Annotated in this window: 15 protein-coding genes; 14 read left to right on the top strand and 1 reads right to left on the bottom strand. The window is 41.8% G+C overall.

The window, feature by feature from the left end:
* Nucleotides 1–194 precede the first annotated feature (194 nt).
* The 14 genes from FLL46_RS23325 to hda all read left to right on the top strand — a co-directional run bounded on the left by FLL46_RS23325 (nt 195) and on the right by hda (nt 14,872).
* Nucleotides 195–677 (top strand): TlpA family protein disulfide reductase, encoded by a 483-nt coding sequence (locus FLL46_RS23325; protein ID WP_142934243.1) that lies wholly within the window; start codon nt 195–197, stop codon nt 675–677.
* A gap of 635 nt (nt 678–1,312) precedes the next feature.
* Nucleotides 1,313–1,849, top strand: coding sequence for a hypothetical protein (locus tag FLL46_RS23320; RefSeq protein WP_142934242.1), 537 nt, complete (start codon nt 1,313–1,315; stop codon nt 1,847–1,849).
* Between the two features lie 10 nt (nt 1,850–1,859).
* Complete coding sequence (locus FLL46_RS23315; protein ID WP_142934240.1) at nt 1,860–3,854, top strand: tetratricopeptide repeat protein; 1,995 nt, start codon at nt 1,860–1,862, stop codon at nt 3,852–3,854.
* Between the two features lies 1 nt (nt 3,855).
* A complete protein-coding gene (locus FLL46_RS23310) occupies nt 3,856–6,789 on the top strand; it encodes a tetratricopeptide repeat protein (protein WP_142934238.1) in 2,934 nt (977 codons plus the stop codon).
* On the top strand, nt 6,776–7,531 hold the full coding sequence (locus tag FLL46_RS23305; RefSeq protein ID WP_142934237.1) for a tetratricopeptide repeat protein: 756 nt from the start codon (nt 6,776–6,778) through the stop codon (nt 7,529–7,531). The genes FLL46_RS23310 and FLL46_RS23305 overlap by 14 nt, the downstream gene beginning before the upstream one ends.
* Nucleotide 7,532: 1 nt before the next feature.
* Nucleotides 7,533–7,964, top strand: a complete 432-nt coding sequence (locus FLL46_RS23300) for a hypothetical protein (RefSeq protein WP_142934235.1) — start codon at nt 7,533–7,535, stop codon at nt 7,962–7,964.
* Nucleotides 7,965–8,124: 160 nt separating this feature from the next.
* On the top strand, nt 8,125–8,850 hold the full coding sequence (locus tag FLL46_RS23295; protein ID WP_142934233.1) for a MotA/TolQ/ExbB proton channel family protein: 726 nt from the start codon (nt 8,125–8,127) through the stop codon (nt 8,848–8,850).
* A 42-nt stretch (nt 8,851–8,892) separates the two neighbouring features.
* Nucleotides 8,893–9,441 (top strand): ExbD/TolR family protein, encoded by a 549-nt coding sequence (locus FLL46_RS23290; RefSeq protein WP_142934231.1) that lies wholly within the window; start codon nt 8,893–8,895, stop codon nt 9,439–9,441.
* Nucleotides 9,438–9,953, top strand: coding sequence for an ExbD/TolR family protein (locus FLL46_RS23285; RefSeq protein ID WP_142934229.1), 516 nt, complete (start codon nt 9,438–9,440; stop codon nt 9,951–9,953). Before FLL46_RS23290 ends, FLL46_RS23285 begins: the two co-directional genes overlap by 4 nt.
* A gap of 10 nt (nt 9,954–9,963) precedes the next feature.
* Nucleotides 9,964–10,899 (top strand): AgmX/PglI C-terminal domain-containing protein, encoded by a 936-nt coding sequence (locus FLL46_RS27220; RefSeq protein ID WP_168204298.1) that lies wholly within the window; start codon nt 9,964–9,966, stop codon nt 10,897–10,899.
* Nucleotides 10,900–11,026: 127 nt separating this feature from the next.
* The gene (locus FLL46_RS23270; protein WP_142934225.1) at nt 11,027–12,016 is read left to right on the top strand and encodes an FAD:protein FMN transferase; all 990 of its coding nucleotides are present in this window, start codon (nt 11,027–11,029) and stop codon (nt 12,014–12,016) included.
* 154 nt (nt 12,017–12,170) lie between these two features.
* Nucleotides 12,171–13,538 carry a DUF2066 domain-containing protein gene (locus FLL46_RS23265; protein WP_142934224.1) on the top strand — a complete coding sequence of 456 codons (1,368 nt, stop codon included), beginning with the start codon at nt 12,171–12,173 and terminating at the stop codon, nt 13,536–13,538.
* On the top strand, nt 13,535–14,161 hold the full coding sequence (locus FLL46_RS23260) for a CDP-alcohol phosphatidyltransferase family protein (RefSeq protein ID WP_142934222.1): 627 nt from the start codon (nt 13,535–13,537) through the stop codon (nt 14,159–14,161). Before FLL46_RS23265 ends, FLL46_RS23260 begins: the two co-directional genes overlap by 4 nt.
* Before the next feature lie 27 nt (nt 14,162–14,188).
* Nucleotides 14,189–14,872 carry a DnaA regulatory inactivator Hda gene (gene hda / locus FLL46_RS23255; protein ID WP_142934220.1) on the top strand — a complete coding sequence of 228 codons (684 nt, stop codon included), beginning with the start codon at nt 14,189–14,191 and terminating at the stop codon, nt 14,870–14,872.
* A 119-nt stretch (nt 14,873–14,991) separates the two neighbouring features.
* Here hda and FLL46_RS23250 read toward each other — a convergent pair whose 3' ends face one another.
* Nucleotides 14,992–16,758: an acyl-CoA dehydrogenase C-terminal domain-containing protein gene (locus FLL46_RS23250; protein WP_142934218.1), complete on the bottom strand. Its 1,767-nt coding sequence runs from the start codon at nt 16,756–16,758 to the stop codon at nt 14,992–14,994.
* Nucleotides 16,759–16,881: the final 123 nt, after the last annotated feature.

Raw genomic sequence — 16,881 nt, 5'->3', positions numbered from 1 at the left:
CTATCCTGCTTTCGGCGATTTTCGAGGCATCCAAATCCCTGCACTAAAGACCCGACATAAAGCATCATAACATCCTGTTTTCTTTAGTAAGTCGGAAATGAACTTGCTTTTACGGTCGACAAATTAGCAAAGTCTGGGGCTTTAAACTTCCCATTCAAAATCAATACGATAACTAGCGAAATATTACCAGATCTATGAAAACTATAGCATATTTTTTTTGTTTAATTCTATTCCCAGCGGTTTTATTTATCTCAAGTTGCAGTCAAAATGGTCAATTTCAACTGTTAGACGGCAAAAAATATTCGCTTGATGATTTTGAAGGGCAATGGTTGATTATTAATTTTTGGGCGGAATGGTGCGCTCCGTGTTTAGAGGAGGTTCCAGCTCTTAATCAAATTGCAGCAAACGGCGAAAGTCTTAATCTAAAGGTTATCGGCGTCAGTTATGACCCTTTACCCAAAAACAAATTAATTGAAATTATCCAAAAATGGGAATTTAAATACGCTGTTATGTTAACTGAGCCCACGCCGATTCTGCCGTTTGGATTACCACCAACCCTGCCATCCAACTACCTTATTAGCCCTGATGGACAAGTTGTTCACAAGCTCGTTGGCACTCAAACAGTTGAGTCACTGGAAAAAGCGTTAAATCATGCAAAGCAACAATATAACAAGTGAAGTTTAATTTTCTGACGATAGATATTTGTGGCGTGTTTTAATTTCGAGCTCAGACTCGTTAAGTTATTGTAAATTAATTATTTGTGATGAAATTGAATACTGTCCAGCTTAAATGACGATAAAATGAGGACTGGTATAGATTTTTTTATATGAGCTTGAGATAAAATCTGGGCAAGCTTTCACTTTTTGCAGTGGCTAATTTGCTTGAATTTAGTAATTTAGTGAATCTTTACTAGCTTTGTCATACGCAATTGGCTATTAATAGACATTGTTATCAATTTGAATAAAAGCGATTAATATATTGGTTTTATTGGGAATATCTGGTTTTTGCAAATGCAATAATGACCAAGATAGGCCAAAGAAACTGATTTTAGATTAAACTGTTACTCAATATTTAAGATTAAAGCAGGTGACCTTGCTGAGCATTGGTTTCAGGCGGTCAAATAGTCTATGGTCTTGAGAACAGATCGATAATGCAAAAATGAAGCGTTAGAAAGAGCACTGATGTATAAAATACTGAAGTAATGTATAAAGTGTACTGTCAGCATGACGACTACGTTGTGTGTGCAACCTACTTTTGCAGAACATTTAGTCCGGCCAACACCTATATTGTCATTGGGAATTAGTGGATAAAAATGCAAACTCGTTTGACTTGTTTCAAAAAAATATTGAAAAAATTAGTTTTTTGCCTTCTCTGTCTATTTTCTGTTGTGGCTGGCGCCGCAGAAGAGCAGACTACCGCCGCTAAGCTAGAAGCACTTAAAAAAGAAGTTTTGAGTGTTAACAGGGATCTCTTTATTCTTGAAGAAGATCTATTATTTCCTGCTTCCACCCAGGTCGCTATTTATATGTCGGTTGATGTCGGGCATTTCTTTGCTCTTGATAACGTCAAGCTAAAAATCGACGATGAAGATGTGACCCACTATTTATATACTAAAAATGACATTGACGCGCTGCACCGTGGCGCAATTCAAAAGCTTTATCTCGGCAATTTAAGCACAGGTAAACATGAAATTGTTGCAATTGTGATTGGGATTGGGCCTCGAAAACGAGAGTATCGTCGCGCGATATCTTTCGACTTTGAGAAAGGTAATGAGGCCAAAGCATTAGAAGTTCAAATTCGAGACGATCAATCTAAGCAACAGCCTCGGCTAAACATTGTTGAATGGTAAGAGTTTTTAAATGAATCTCTCAAAAGTTATGCAATGCTTGTTAAGACCGAGCGTTCGAAACTGTTTATTAGCGATTACTCTGAGTCATGGGATGCTTGTGTCAGCGGCTGAGCCCTCTGTTGAGACGACATCTACCGAAGCTTCCGCAAATGAAGCTGAGCAACCACCTAAAGAAGACCTCAAGAAACCGGTTATTCTGGAAGATTTAGCTTATGGTAATATTTTGTTCGAATATTATCGAGGCAATACGATTGAAGCGCTTAATGCGATTTTAGTCGCAAACGAAAGGCAACAATTGCCAAACCATCGGCAAAGTGCTCAACTTTTGTCAGGTGTTATTTATCTTGATTTGGGCATGTTGACCCATGCGCAGAAAATATTTAACGACCTGTTGAGTGAACAAGATCTGAAAACTGAACTCTTGGCCAAGTTAGAGTTTTACCTCGGAAAACTACACTATCGACAAGGGGATTTCACCCAAGCTCAGTATCGATTAAAGCGAGTCGTTGATGCGTTAGAAGCTTCGTTAAAGGACGAGTGCTTGATTATGTTAAGCAACATGGCTTTACACGCTGATGAAAAAGAGCAGGCAAAAAGTTGGTTAGCGGGAATCTCTCAAGACTCGTCAATGGCAGCTTTCAGTCGTTTTAACCTTGGAATCTTATGGTTGCGTGAAGCCAATCTTGTGGAAGCGGAGAAGTTTCTCAACAACATTCATCCGAGCTACACAGAAGATAAAGTCATTAGAAGTTTGCAAGATAAAGCAAAGGTAGCGCTCGGCTATTTTTATTTATCACAGAAAGATTATCAGAAAGCGCGGATTAATTTACGTAAAGTTCGTTTAAGTTCTCCCTCATCCAATAGTGCACTGCTAGGCATTGGCTGGAGTTATCTTGAGTCTGGTTCTTACCGCATGGCTTTGTCACATTGGCTTGAATTGAGTAAACGAGATGTTCGTGATACTGCCGTTCAGGAAGCGTTGTTGGCAGTTCCTTTTGCGTATCAGAAATTAGATTCGATGCAACTTTCTCTGGATAATTATCTACACGCGTCGGATGTTTTCCAGCAGCAAATGGACTTAATTGATGAGTTGACACAAAAAGTTGAACAGGGCGATCTGATTGATCGATTTATTGATAAGATAGTACTTGCTCAAATGAACGATAACGATCTTTTTGGTAATAACAAAGACATTAGAGATCAAGGCATTCAGGACTCAAAATTATTTGGCGATAAATACGATTACTATTTATTTGAGTTAATTTCCCAACATCGTTTTAATGAAAATTTCAGAAGTTATCAAAAGCTCGGTAAGTTAGCGAACCTTTTGCGTCATTGGGAAGAACAGTTGCCTATTTTTGACGAAATTCTGAAAGCAAACACTTTACGTTTTGAAGAAAAAATTCCGCTGGTTGAGCGGTATTTAACTGAAGGCGCGTTTGATAAATATCAACAAGCGTTAGCCCAGTTAGAGTCTGATATTCAAGCATTAAAAAATAATGAAAAACTTCACTTATTGGCTGATGCTAGTGAACTTAGAACCCACGCACGTATTAGCCGGCTGATGGAAAAAGTGGCGAGAATTCCCGATGATATGTTGACGCCAGAAAAAAGACTCAAAGCAAAGAGAGCACAGGGGGTTTTTCAGTGGCAGCTGGAAAGTGGCAAGGTGGGAAAGATCTGGTTACTAGAAAAAGAAGCGAAACAAATTAAGCGGATACTAGCCGAAATCCAGTCCCGTAAAGGTGGTCTGGAAAGAGCGCGCGCAAGTGCTAAAGTTCGTTTTAGTGGTTACCAGGAAAAAGTAGATGTGGGTAAAAATCAGCTGCTTGGTCTGAGAGATAAAATACAACTGCATATTCGAATTCAAGCGGCAGAGCTTAAGTCTCAAATCCTCGCTGTTTTAGCTAAACGCAGAACAACAATCGATCATTACCTGTTGCAATCGGACTTATCTGTGGCGAGACTCCACGAAAAAGCGGTTGTTATTCCGGAGATTGATTGACGTGAGCATTAATGAGTTTTTCAATCATTCTAATTTATCGGTTGGGTCGGGTTTGGTATCAAAGTTTTCTTGCCTGGTTAAAAAAAATAGAAAAGCGGTAGCGAAAAAATTGTTCAGATTGAGTTTAGGAGTTTCGCTCGCTTTGGCTATCGCTTCGTGTGCCAGTATTAAGCGGTTAATTCCTATTAGCGAATTGAAACCCGAAGATCTTGAGCCGCGCGTTGAATTTATCGATCAACAAGTTGTTGAAGTGGAAACTTCTCAGATAAAAGGTATTGATGCGGAGCAGGTGGTCAAAAGTTACGAGCGACTACTTAACCGCGGTAATCCAACAATTCGAAGAGAGGCTTTACACCGATTAGCCGATCTAACTATGCGTTTGGCTGAAGCTAAGATGTCGGCGAGTGAGTCAAGTAGTCAAAGTAATCTAACACCAGCGATGAGAGACGCGTCGTTTAATAAAGCTATTCAGCTATATCAGACTTTACTCAACGAGCACCCTGATTATAAAGCAATCGATGAAGTAAAGTATCAATTGGCTCGCGCGCATTCTCTTAATGCTGACCCAGAATCATCACTGAAAGTTCTCGATCAAATTGCTGTAGTTCATGTGGAATCTAATTCCTATGTTGAGAGCCAGTTTCGCCGTGGCGAATCTTATTTTGTTCGCAAACAATACCAGGTGGCGGAAAAGGCATATGGAGAAGTTATCACCAAGGGAGTTAACACCCAGTTTTATGATAAAGCGCTCTATAAAAGAGGCTGGTCGCTGTTTAAACAGAGTTTATTTCTTGAAGCACAACAGGATTTCTTTAAATTATATGAGAGATTACTTTATCAGCAAAAACACGCGGCCAATAAAAACAAACTGACTGATGATTTGATCGTCGATACTGGCAGAGTGATAAGCCTGGCATTCTATAATATGGATGGGGCAGACTCAGTTAAGAAATATTTTGAAACCTATGGTCGCCAGCCTTTTGAAGATCAGATATATGCTGGGCTGGCGGAACTTTACATTGAACAAGAACGCTTTCAGGATGCTGCAGATACCTACATGGGATTTATCAATCGAAATCCTTTGTCCTTGTCTTCTCCAGAATTTCATTCACGTGTAATTGAGGTCTATCGAAAAGGCGGCTTCCCGAGTTTAATACTGCCGGCCAAAGAAAGTTTCGTGGTGAATTACGGACGCCAAAGCGCGTTCTGGCAAAAATATTCTGGTAAAGTTATTGATGATTTAAAACCTTTGTTACGCCTTCACCTTGATGATGTTTCTAAGTTTTATCACGCCGCCGCACAAAAATCTAAAAAGCCAGCTGACTATTTAGTTGCAGCTAAATGGTATCGAGAAATTCTGGCGACTTTTACCGATCCGCAGATCGATTCTCAATATCGGTTCTTGCTCGCAGAAACTCTAACCGATGGCGGTGACTTACTACAGTCGGCGAAAGAATATGAGATCGTTGCCTATAAGAACGCGAAGAGTAAATTTTCACGAGATGCCGGTTACCGGGCGCTAGTTGCATACCAGGGAGTTACGCACCCTAAAAACGCAACCACGCAAGAAAAACTCTTACCATCAATCTTAAGTGGATTAAAATTTAGTAGCACATTCTCTAACGATGCAAAGGCACCTGAAATTTTATCCAGAGTGGCTGAGCAGCAACTCTCGATTAATGATGTACAAGGTGCCATTGATTCAAGTAATAAGCTCCTTGTTTTGCCGGCCAAACCAAACAAAAAGCAAGCTGAACGGGCAAAAATCATTATTGCTAACGGACTGTTTGATCTGAAGCGTTATGCAGAAGCTGAAGTCGCAATTACTCAGTTGTTAAACACAGTACAATTATCTAAAAAGCAACGTGCAGAGTTCAGGCAGAGACGAGTTGAGTCGGTCTATAAGCTGGCGGAAAATGCGAAAGCAGAAAATAAGCTTGATGAATCGATTAACCTGTTTTTAAAAGTTAAGCAGCTTGAACCTTCATCAAAAATTGCGATTAATGCCCATTTCGATGCTGCAACATTGTTGTTACAGACAGAAAAATGGCAACGAGCCTCTCAACTACTGGAGTCTTTCCGTAAGGCTTATCCGAAAAACGAGTTATCGAAAACGATTCCAGAGAAGCTGGCTTTAGTTTATGAAAAGCAACAAGATTGGAATAAAGCAGCCAAAGAATATATTACACTCGCTGAAAATCAAAACGACCCTCAACTTGCTCGTGAAGGTCGCTGGCGCGTCGCTGAGTTATACTTGAAAGCTGACAACAGCAAGCAAGCGATTGCAGCCTACAAACACTACGTTTGGACTTACCCGAGTCCTTATCTTCTTTCTCAGGAAGGCAGAAATAAACTGGTTGAGCTTTACGAAAAAACTGGCGACATTACCAAGAGTCACTTTTGGCGCCAGAAAATTGTTGAGTTTTATGCTAAAAATAAATCTGAAAATAATACCCGAACGACGTTTCTTGCCGCAGAGTCGAAGTTTATTTTAAGTGAGTCTCTATTTAGCCAGTTTAAGAAGATTAAACTGAAGCTTCCATTAGCTAAAAGCTTGAAGAAAAAACGTGCTGCGATGAAAAAAGCGCTAAGTGCTTACAATTCGATTGCGAAATATAATGTGGCAAAATTTACGACGGCAAGTACGCACAAGGTTGCCCAAATTTACCATTTACTATCCAAAGATCTAATGGCTTCGCAAAAACCGAAAGGTCTGAGTGAAGATGAGTTGGAGGAGTATGGTTACTTACTTGAAGAGCAAGCATTACCTTTTGAAGATAAAGCAATCAACTTTTATGAAGTGAATGCGCAAAGGACCGTTGATAAAATTTATGATGACTCAGTGAAGGCGAGTATCAACGAACTGAAGTTATTGAAGCCTGCACAATACGATAAGTCTGAAAGATTGGAGGCATTACCTGATGTTCATTTTTAAACGCCTTCAGATGTTGAAAAATATTCAATTCTCAAGGTTTTGCGGAATTCCAAAGTCTTTTCGGCTACCGTTAGCCATACTTGCATTTTTGACTATCAGCGGATGTGCCGGTCTGTTGCCGGAAGAAAAAACACAGCCGGATCAGACTGTCGCCAAAGAGCAGGTCGATGAGGAGCAACCAGCTGATGCGGCTGGTGCAGAGCAGGATGCAACCAAGGTTGCAGCAATTACGAAACCTGATCCAATGAAAGAAAAGGTCGCGCCGCTTGAATTGGTCAAGGGATACGGCGCTATCAATCAACTTATTAAAGGAAAAAAGACCGGGGATGCCATCGCAAAGCTCCAACAGTTGCAAACAACGCACCCTGAGCAATCTGGGCCAAGCTATCGAATGGCAAGGCTGTATATGCAACAAAAACAATTCGAAGAGGCGTTGAAGGCTGTTAATGAGAGTATTAAAATTGATCCGCAAAACTATTATGCGCATAACTTAAAAGGCGTTGTTTTACGCGAACTGGGAAGTTTCGATAAAGCCAAAGAGGCTTATGTCACAGCGATAGACTTATATCCGGGTTATCCTAATAGCCATCTAAACTTGGGCATACTGGCTGACATTTATCTGTATGATTTGGGGTTGGCTCAGCAACATTACCAAGCCTATCTCGACCTGATTGGCACGGAAGATAAGAAAGTTTCAGGTTGGGTGCTTGATTTGCAAAGACGAATTCAGAGAGGCAATTAAAATGAAAGTAGTTACTGGTCGTCTAGTTTATCCGTTATTAATTGTTATCAGCATTATTTATGCCGATTTTTTACCAGCTGCCGAGAATAGTACCGTCGATACTGAGCAAGAACAGACTGAAACTGAAAGCCAGAATTCTCAGCAGCAAGATTCACAACCTGCTAGTCAGAATAGGCCTCGATCGGTGATAGAAGAAACGGTTTTGGGCATGAATGTATCGGGTAATAAAGAATTGCCCAATGTCCTTTATATTATCCCCTGGAAGGCAAATGCTACCCAGGCTTTGCAACCGCAGGTTAGCCGGTTGGTTGACGAAATTTATGCACCGGTTGATCCTGAGGTTTTTAGTAAGCAGGTTAAGTTTTACTACCAGCTCACTTCAGAAGGTGAAAACTCGAAAATTAAATCGGGCCAATCACAAGATAATAACTAAGAAAAAATCAATAGCTAGCACCTTTTAATGTGAACTGTTCATGCTTTTATAGCAAAAATTATCGACTATACTTGTGTGACATTGAAATTCTGTTATTTTTAGTCGAATAAGTTTTGTTTTGAATTGTATTTATTTAATTAACACCCCCTAGAGGAATACCATGGCTCAAGTAGAATCTACCAACCTTATCGCCGCAGCGGAGCAATCAGATCCAGGACTTTTTACAACGATTGTCAGCTTTTTCCAGGACGGTGGGGCGTTTATGTATCCAATTATGATTGTTTTCATTTTTGGCCTGGCAATCGCAGTTGAGAGATTCATCTTCCTGAATTTGATGAAAGCGAAAAATCAATCAGCGTGGAAAAAATTATTGCCAATTTTGAATCAGGGAAATTTCCGCCAGGCGATGGAAGTCGCATCGAGCTCTAAGTCTGCTGTTGGTCGAATCTTAGCTTATGGTTTGTCGAAGGTAGGCAAAGGCCGTCGTCACGATGACCTGGAAATGGCGATGGAAGAAGGTTTGATGGAGATTTTGCCACGACTGGAAAAGAGAACACCTTATCTGGCGACCTTTGCTAACATCGCAACCTTGTTAGGATTACTAGGAACCATTTTAGGTTTGATTAAAGCGTTTACCGCAGTTGCCAATGTGGATCCTGCTGAAAAAGCTAACATTCTTTCCGCCAGTATTTCCATCGCTATGAATACGACAGCATTTGGATTGATGGCAGCTATTCCTTTATTACTTGCGTTCACATTCTTGCAAACTAAAACGACTGAAATTGTCGATAGTATTGAAATGGCGTCAGTAAAGTTTGTTAACCTGATTAGAGATGCAAGACCGTCGGAATCTGCTAAAACACCTGCAAGCAAGCCGAAAGCATAATCAATATTTTAGTGTTAATCATGCACATAGACAGGTGTTTTAATGTTTAATCGTAAATCGAAACGATCAAGAGAAGCAAACGCTGAACTCAATATTACAGCCTTTATGAATTTAATGGTTGTGTTGGTTCCGTTTTTGCTGATCACAGCAGTGTTTTCTCAAGTGTCTATTTTAAACTTGAATTTACCCACCGGAACCAGTGAAGCATTGCCCACAGATGAAGAGCCGCCAAAGGCATTGGAGGTGGTGATTCGAGCCGATAAATTTGATGTACTGGAACGTAATTCAGGCCTACTGAAGCGAATTGAAAATACCGAAGAAGGATATGATTTTAAAGGATTAAACGAGTTTTTACAGCAGGTTAAAGCACACCCCGAATTTAATATTGATACGGGCGTGACCTTGTTGATGGAAATGGATACTGAATATGACACTTTGGTACAGACAATGGATGCGGTTCGTTTGATTGTTCGTGATGAAAGAGAACTCGACGAATATGGTAATGTCATCCAGGGTGAATTATTTCCCAATATATCGATGGGGGATGCACCACCTGAGGCAGCCGCGACCACGGAGGTAAAAAATCCATGAAGAAGTCCTATCGTGCCGTGCGAATGGAAAGACACCACAAGCGCTTTGGAAGTGGTGGCCTGAACCTGGTTTCATTAATGGACATCTTTACCATTTTGGTTTTCTTTTTGCTGGTTAACTCTTCCACCGTACAGCAACTTCCAAGTAGTAAAGCGGTGAAGTTACCAGAGTCTACCGCGCAACAATTGCCTGAAGAAACGGTAATTGTGTTAGTTAACAATGAACAAATACTTGTGCAGGGAAGAGTTATTGCGACGGTGGCAAATGTACTCAAAAATGAGGACGCGATAATTCCAGAATTACTCGCGGAAATGAAGTTTCAGTCACAAAATAGCTGGCAACCAGAAACTGCAAATGAAGAAGAAGAAGGGCTTGATGTGACAGTGATGGGAGATAAGAAAATCCCTTACAAACTCTTGAGAAAAATTCTTTCTACTTTGAGTCAGGCTAATTACACCAATATTTCGATGGCGGTTATGAAGCGCAGCGAATCAAAATCAGCGGGAAGGTGATAGATAGGTTATGGCTAGTTACTTGTTAAGATCTATTGTTGACCCAATTCTTCCCTGGGACACTGACGAAAAGGAAGCTTCACGTTTCCGTCGAATTCTGGTCAGTTTCCTGGTGGCAAGTTTAATTTTGAGTATTATTATTCCTTTTCTCGAAGTGGAAAAAGCTGATCGGAATAAACGAACCAGTATCCCACCACGCTTGGTGAAGATGGTGTTGGAGCAAAAGAAAAAGGAAGTCAAACCGCCACCGCCACCGAAAGAAGAGCCTAAAGAAGAAGAGAAGCCTGAAGAAAAACCGGAAGAGAAAAAGCCGGAGGAGAAAAAGGAAGAGCCTAAGCCAGAAGAAAAAAAGACCGCCAAAGAAGTGGCTAAAAAGCATATAGCGGTTTTCGACGCGTTGGCAGACTTGCGTGACCCTGATGACATGCAAGATTTGAAAAAGAATCAGAGCCTCTCGAATGATGCCGGTCAGGCGGCAACAGTGACCCGTTCTTTAATTACTAAAAAAGCCACTCAGGGCAGTGGCGGTATTAAGGTGGCCACTGCAAGTCAATCTTCGGGCACGGGAGCCCTGGCTGGACAAAATACAACCAATGTTAAGAGCGATATTGGTGATGCAGTAGAGAACACTAAACGTCGCACTAAATCAGGTACTTTGAAACGTAGCTCCGAAAATATCCAGTTAGCGTTTGAAAAACACAAACCAGCGATATTTGCCTTGTATCACCGAGCGCTGCGTAAAGCGCCAAGTTTGCAAGGACGAGTTAATTTCAGATTAACCATTTTGCCCAGCGGTAAGGTGTCTAAGTGTTCGATTGTTTCCAGTGAACTTAACGATCCAGCCCTTGAAAAAAGATTAATCGCGCGAATTAAGCGAATTAATTTCGGTGCGATGGATGTTGCTACCTGGAATGATACTTACCTGATTAACTTCTTACCCACCTAGATTTAACCTGGTTTGGTGCTGGCTGATCAGATGTTGGATTGTCTGCCACAAGTTTTTGATGAATAATTGCGTTTAATTGATTTTGAAACTTGTGGCGTCAGCTTCTAGCCACCAACGGAATAGAAAAATGTCTAATATTCGAAAATACCTGAAAGCATTTGCGTCCGGGCTGGTTTTGCTGGTTTTAGCTCAAGGGGTGAATGCCCAATGGTTTAATCATTCCTTTGAAGTCATGGGAACCCAGGCAAAGGTTGAGTTTGAGCATAGTGATGAAGCGGAAGCACAAAAGCTGATTGCGCAAGTTGTCGATGAGATGCACCGAATTGACAGAGCGATGAGCCCTTATAAAGAATCGAGTGAACTCTCCAAAGTTAACCGCGAAGCTGCCATTAAGCCCGTGGTGATAACCCCGGAATTATTCCAATTATTGCAACGCTCGCTCTATTTTTCCCGGTTAACCAACGGCGCATTTGATATCAGTTTTTCAAGTGTTGGCTATTTGTATGATTATCGCGAGTCTAAGAGGCCAGACGAAAAACAGATAACTGAGCTCAAAGATTATATCGATTATCGACGAATTCAGCTGGATGAGTCCAAATCCAGCGTATTTTTTACCGATAAACGGGTAAAAATCGACTTGGGCGGTATCGGTAAAGGTCATGCTGTGGATCGATGTATCCAGATTTTACAGAAAGCGGGCGTGAAAAATGCTTATGTGAACTCTGGTGGCGATAGTCGGCTAATTGGTAAAAAGGCGGATCGCCTCTGGTATATTGGTATCAAGCATCCACGGGATGAAAATAAATTAATCGCTAATTTGCCGTTAGAAGAGATTTCTTTATCGACTTCTGGAGATTATGAGCGATTTTTCGAGGAAGATGGGGTGCGATATCACCACATTATTGACCCGAAAACAGGTAAGTCCGCCTGGGAAATTCAAAGTGCGACCATATTAGCGAACGATTCCACCACCGCAGATGCGCTTTCGACCAGCATTTTTGTTCTTGGTGTAGAAAAGGGGATGGCGCTGGTGAACAATATGCCCGATGTTTCCGCCATAATGGTTAATAAACATGGCAAGTTATTCATCTCAAAAGATCTCGCCTCATCAAATTAAACACCACATTACGCAAGTTCATTTCCTAATTTTGAAAGTTTCGTGAAGTAACTGATTATTAAACAGAAAAAATTGATTACACTGCGATTTTAAAAGCCTTGGTTCTCATAGAAACTTCGATTATCATTGGCAGCTTACTAGTTTTGGGAAAAATATGAGAATTTCGACCATTAAAGTCGTGACGTCTAAAGTTATGACATTCAAAGTGATTTTATGGGCAATTGCCATTTTATCGGGCATTTATCAGCCGATAAGCGAAGCTGTAGAAGTCACTAATTTATACCAAGTTAAGGTAGCTGTACCAGACCAGTCTGCTAAAACCCGTTGGGGAGCATTCGTGACGGGCTTTAAAGAAGTGCTGGTGCGCAAAAGTGGCAGTCGAAATGTCTTAGGTGCTTACGAGGTGCAACAAGCTTACGGCAAAGTCAGCGCCTTTATTCAGAGGTTTCAGTACGCCACGCTAACCGAAAAAGACGCTGAGTTTTCATTTGAGTTGCAGCTGGACTTCGATCCTCGCCTGGTGGATGAGTTAATTCAAGAAGCAGGCATGCCTATTTGGGGCAGCAACCGTCCAGTAACAATTCTTTGGCTGGCCATTGAAGAAAATTTAAAACGCCAAATCATTAAAGAGGATAGCGCTGCGCAAAATAGTGCAGATAGCAGCCTGACTGAGCAGCAAAATAACCTCAAATCCTTCGCCGAGGTGTTCAACAAACATGCTGAAAGAAGGGGCGTACCTGTCATTTTGCCATTAATGGACCTCGAAGATCAGCTTAGTATCACGATCAGCGACGTTTGGGGCAGATTTATTACACCGGTTATCGAAGCAAGTAATCGTTATGCGGCAGACTCAATCATCGCGGGAAGATTGCTTAAAGTGGGAGAGCAATGGCAAGCACAACTTGTATTCGTGAATGATGATCGAGAAACTCGACTGGAATTCAACGAAGCGACACCTGAGCAGCTTTTTGGCACACTCGCCAATCGCTTGGCAGAACTATTGTGTGAAAAATATTGCGTAGTGGAGTTAGCGGAGTCAAATCAAATAGAGATTCAGGTATCAAATGTTAAGAACTTTGCTAGCTACAAAAAACTGCAGACGTATTTGGAAGGTCTTTCGTCAATTCGTAAAGTCGAATTAAGTAAAATTGCAGGTACGTTTGTGAAATTAAACCTGCGCTTGCTCGGCGATCTGGAAAGTTTGAAGGACGGAATAAGGCTGGGTAAAAAACTCATCGAAGAAGAAGCACATAAAGTTGATCCCTTCGCTATTTCAACCGAGGCTGCTGTCGACGAATTTGGTAACCCGGTTCAAGTTGTTGATTGGCAACTCGATAAAGAATCCGATACATTATTAACTGATCCTCAACAATCGACTGATGAATTGACAGGCGAGCAGGTGGCAACATCGGAAGTTAATCAACAAAATGCCGACAATACCGGTGAAAACGCTGAATTGGTGACGCTTGAAAATAGCGACACCGCTCAGAGTATTATTCTCTACTATCGGTGGCAGGAATGAATTGGAGCATGTTGCCTAACTTTATCACTCTGCTAAGAGTGGTTTTGTTGGTTCCACTGTCATTATTACTGCTCGATGAGAATTATACCTATGCCTTGATGCTATTCATTGTTGCAGGATTTTCAGATGCTCTCGATGGTTTTTTGGCGAAACACTTTAGCTGGGTAAGTCGTTTCGGCGCAATCGTTGATCCGCTGGCGGATAAAGCGTTACTTGTGGTTACCATGACGATATTGGTCATTAATGGTGTGCTAAGCTGGACGCTACTTATTGTGGTGGCTATTCGAGATATTTTCATTGTGGCTGGTGCGTATTACTATCACTATCGGCTTGGTCCATACAAAATGCAGCCGAGCTACCTCTCTAAGTTTAATACTTTCATACAGTTGTTATTGGTCTCTGGATTATTGGTTTCTCTTGGGTATCATCCGATTCCGCCGACATTTATTACGGTGCTTATCTGGTTGACCTATTTCACCACCGTCTCCAGTGGCGTGCATTATGGGGTTGTATGGGGGAAAAAATTCAAACAAGAACTCCAACTGAAAAAAGAGTCACAACACGGAAATGACGAAGCCGATAAGGCCGGCGAAAATTCAGGAGAAGGAGAGTCCGCTGGTTAATTTCTGAATGATCAGCGTTTCAGTATTATGCTTCAACTACCTCTCAATGTTCAGCTTAACGATAATGCTAATTTTGACAACTTTCTGTCAGGAGATAACTTACAGCTAGTCGAAAAGCTAACAAAGCTAACCGCGACCAGTGCAGAGTTTATTTTCGTCTGGGGATCGGCTGAAAGTGGAAAAACTCACCTTGCTCAAGCGTTGTGTAATCACTTTAACCAACAAGCTTGGTCGGCTGCTTACTTACCACTCGCCAACCGTGACTTAAGTGCTGAAATTCTTGATGGTATGAGTGTTATGGAGTTGGTTTGTATTGACGACCTGGCGTCAGTTGAGAAAGATAAAGCATGGGAAGAAGGGCTGTTCGATTTGTACAATAACTTAAAATTAGAACAGAAAAATCTGGTTGTTTTTAGTGCGTCGCCACCGGCCAAGTCTTCTATCAAACTCGCCGACTTAAAGTCTCGATTATCGGCGATGGAAATATACAAGATTGAACCTTTGAATGATGAGCAAAAAATTACCTTGTTACAGAAGCGTGCGGCCAATCGTGGAATGGATGTTCCGGCTGATGTCGCCAAGTTTATTTTATCTCGCCAAAGTCGTTCAGTATCTGATTTAATCGATATTCTTGATCAGATAGACCATTCAAGCATGGTTTTACAGAGGAAAGTAACGATCCCTCTGATCAAAGAGATATTAGACCTTTAGGGCCTGTTTTCAAGCAAGGCGGGATTGAACCTGTTTAGTGCTTGACCAAAATAAGGATTGTGTTCTCCCTCCCTTTTGGGAAGGAGCTAGAGGGAGGGAATATAATATAGCTATTTTGGCTAAATCTCGAACTCACAACACTGTAGCGTATCATTTCCGCTTAGGATTAATGCCTTGTGCGTTTTAACACGCGGTAAAATTCGAGCGAAATAAAAGGTCATCGTCTGTTGTTTCGCCTGTTTGAAAGCCTCGCTTCTATTCGTAGTTTTAACAATTTCTGCTTGTTGCAACAGAATGTGCGCAACTGAAAGATATCCTGAGTACATTAAAAAATCGAATGCTGCTGCGCCGACTTCATCCATATCTTCTGAGGCTTTCTGACCGATTTGTTGTGCGAGGCCCAACCATTCGTCACAGTAGTGTGCCAATTGCCTGGCTAGCTCAGAGTTAGTTTCAGAAGATTTTAATGCTTGAGTTTTTACTTCACTGACCCAGTCTGCCAGCGCAGCACCTTTGTCTCTAAGGACTTTTCGACCCAATAAATCCAGCGCCTGGATCCCGTTGGTTCCTTCATAGATCATTGCGATACGTGAATCACGTACCTGTTGTTCAAGTTCCCATTCTGAAATATAACCATGACCACCAAGCACTTGAACCGCATGATTCGTCGATTCAAATCCAATTTCCGACATAAATGCTTTACAGATTGGTGTGAGCAGGCTGAGACGTTGCTCAAACTTGCCATCAGAATCATGATGAGTTTCTACTTTATCTACCAGCGAAGCGACGTAGTAGGCTAACCCTCGAGACCCTTCAACTAATGATTTTTGCGTAAAAAGCATTCGTTTGACATCAGGGTGAACAATAATAGGGTCTGCAGGTTTTTCCGGCGCTTTAATCCCGGATAACGACCGCATTTGAAGGCGATCTTTCGCGTATTCTAAAGATGCCTGACGAGACAGTTCTGCAATGGCATAACCTTGGACACTGGTTGCTAATCTCGCGACGTTCATCATAGTGAACATACAGGCGAGTCCTTTGTTAGGTTGTCCAAGCAAAAAGCCTTTAGAGTTCTCAAAGTTAATGACACAGGTTGCCGAACCGTTGATCCCCATTTTGTGCTCGATGGCACTACAGGTAACCTGGTTGTCAGTTAGGGTAGACGAGGCATTTGTATCCAGTATTTTTGGCACCAGAAATAAAGAAATACCGGCGCTGCCCTCGGGCGCGTCGGGAAGTCGAGCGAGCACCAGGTGAATGATGTTTTGTGACATGTTGTGTTCGCCGGCTGAAATAAAAATTTTGGTACCGGTTATGGCATAACTGTCATCTTCTTGAGGAATTGCTCGCGTTTTTAATAGTCCAAGATCGGAACCGCAATGAGATTCTGTCAAGCACATGGTGCCGGTCCATTCACCGGTAATTAGGTTAGGCAGGTATTGTTGTTTTAATTCGTCTGTTCCGTGATGCAACAGCGCACTGATCGCGCCATGGGTCAAGCCCGGATACATACTCCAAGAGGCGTTGGCTGCCGCGTTCATCTCTGAAGTAACCACTGATAGAGAGTGGGGAAGGCCTTGACCGCCATATTGGGTTGGAAAAGCCAGCGCTGACCATTCGGCCTCGCAGTATTGTTGATAGGCTTCAACGTATCCCTCGGGGGTTACAACCACGCCATTTTCTATTTTGCAGCCTTGTTGATCACCAGAGTAGTTAATCGGAGATAGCACTTCACCGGCAAATTTTGCGGCTTCTTCCAAGATAGCGTTAACTAACGATTCGTCAGCCGCATCCTGATACCCGATGTTTTCATAATGGTTGGTAATATTAAGACAGTCGTGCAAGATAAATTGGATATCTTCAAGTGGTGCGGTGTATTGAGGCATTGATTAGCTCCTGAGAATATTTCCCTTAATCTAACTGGTCAGATGAGTGTGGTCAAGTAGCAATTTGGCAACATTCGCTTTATCTCGATCGGCCGATTTGTTCGGTGATATAATCCGCAGTCT

The sequence above is a fragment of the Aliikangiella coralliicola genome (genome assembly GCF_007004725.1).
GTDB lineage: Bacteria > Pseudomonadota > Gammaproteobacteria > Enterobacterales > Kangiellaceae > Aliikangiella > Aliikangiella coralliicola.
This window is presented reverse-complemented; position numbering and strand designations above follow the sequence as displayed.

Excerpts from the sequence above, each read along its gene's own strand:
- FLL46_RS23325 (WP_142934243.1), top strand. The coding sequence starts at position 195 with ATGAAAACTATAGCATATTTTTTTTGTTTAATTCTATTCCCAGCGGTT.
- FLL46_RS23320 (WP_142934242.1), top strand. The coding sequence starts at position 1,313 with ATGCAAACTCGTTTGACTTGTTTCAAAAAAATATTGAAAAAATTAGTT.
- FLL46_RS23315 (WP_142934240.1), top strand. The coding sequence starts at position 1,860 with ATGAATCTCTCAAAAGTTATGCAATGCTTGTTAAGACCGAGCGTTCGA.
- FLL46_RS23305 (WP_142934237.1), top strand. The coding sequence starts at position 6,776 with ATGTTCATTTTTAAACGCCTTCAGATGTTGAAAAATATTCAATTCTCA.
- FLL46_RS23300 (WP_142934235.1), top strand. The coding sequence starts at position 7,533 with ATGAAAGTAGTTACTGGTCGTCTAGTTTATCCGTTATTAATTGTTATC.
- FLL46_RS23295 (WP_142934233.1), top strand. The coding sequence starts at position 8,125 with ATGGCTCAAGTAGAATCTACCAACCTTATCGCCGCAGCGGAGCAATCA.
- FLL46_RS23290 (WP_142934231.1), top strand. The coding sequence starts at position 8,893 with ATGTTTAATCGTAAATCGAAACGATCAAGAGAAGCAAACGCTGAACTC.
- FLL46_RS23285 (WP_142934229.1), top strand. The coding sequence starts at position 9,438 with ATGAAGAAGTCCTATCGTGCCGTGCGAATGGAAAGACACCACAAGCGC.
- FLL46_RS27220 (WP_168204298.1), top strand. The coding sequence starts at position 9,964 with ATGGCTAGTTACTTGTTAAGATCTATTGTTGACCCAATTCTTCCCTGG.
- FLL46_RS23270 (WP_142934225.1), top strand. The coding sequence starts at position 11,027 with ATGTCTAATATTCGAAAATACCTGAAAGCATTTGCGTCCGGGCTGGTT.
- FLL46_RS23265 (WP_142934224.1), top strand. The coding sequence starts at position 12,171 with ATGAGAATTTCGACCATTAAAGTCGTGACGTCTAAAGTTATGACATTC.
- FLL46_RS23260 (WP_142934222.1), top strand. The coding sequence starts at position 13,535 with ATGAATTGGAGCATGTTGCCTAACTTTATCACTCTGCTAAGAGTGGTT.
- hda (WP_142934220.1), top strand. The coding sequence starts at position 14,189 with ATGCTTCAACTACCTCTCAATGTTCAGCTTAACGATAATGCTAATTTT.
- FLL46_RS23250 (WP_142934218.1), bottom strand. The coding sequence starts at position 16,758 with ATGCCTCAATACACCGCACCACTTGAAGATATCCAATTTATCTTGCAC.